Origin of the sequence: Exiguobacterium qingdaonense (assembly GCF_018617855.1) — a bacterium.
GTDB classification, from domain to species: domain Bacteria; phylum Bacillota; class Bacilli; order Exiguobacteriales; family Exiguobacteriaceae; genus Exiguobacterium; species Exiguobacterium qingdaonense.
Genome location: NZ_JACSKY010000038.1, coordinates 1 through 373, shown reverse-complemented (window position 1 = coordinate 373; position 373 = coordinate 1). Strand labels below are relative to the sequence as shown.

The window sequence follows — 373 nt, the reverse complement described above, 5'->3', positions numbered from 1 at the left end:
ATCTAGCGTCTAAGACACACGGTCCGTTACGGACCATATGTGAAATTGGTTTTTGATGTCTTGATGAATCTTCAGTTTTCAAGGAACAAAAGTGGAGCCTAGCGGGATCGAACCGCTGACCTCCTGCGTGCAAGGCAGGCGCTCTCCCAGCTGAGCTAAGGCCCCGTATTAGAATTGTTCATAAAAATGGTGGGCCTAAGTGGACTCGAACCACCGACCTCACGCTTATCAGGCGTGCGCTCTAACCGGCTGAGCTATAGGCCCTCATAGAGAGGTTTTGGTCTCTCAAAACTGAACGATGGGCAATGCCACATGGGCATTTTCCTTAGAAAGGAGGTGATCCAGCCGCACCTTCCGATACGGCTACCTTGTT

At 50.7% G+C, this 373-nt stretch carries 2 tRNA genes; both read right to left on the bottom strand.

The features are described from left to right. Window positions 1–92: 92 nt before the first annotated feature. Window positions 93–165 (bottom strand) — tRNA-Ala (locus tag KNP00_RS14135). A gap of 22 nt (window positions 166–187) precedes the next feature. Beyond that, window positions 188–264 (bottom strand) — tRNA-Ile (locus KNP00_RS14130). Window positions 265–373: the final 109 nt, after the last annotated feature.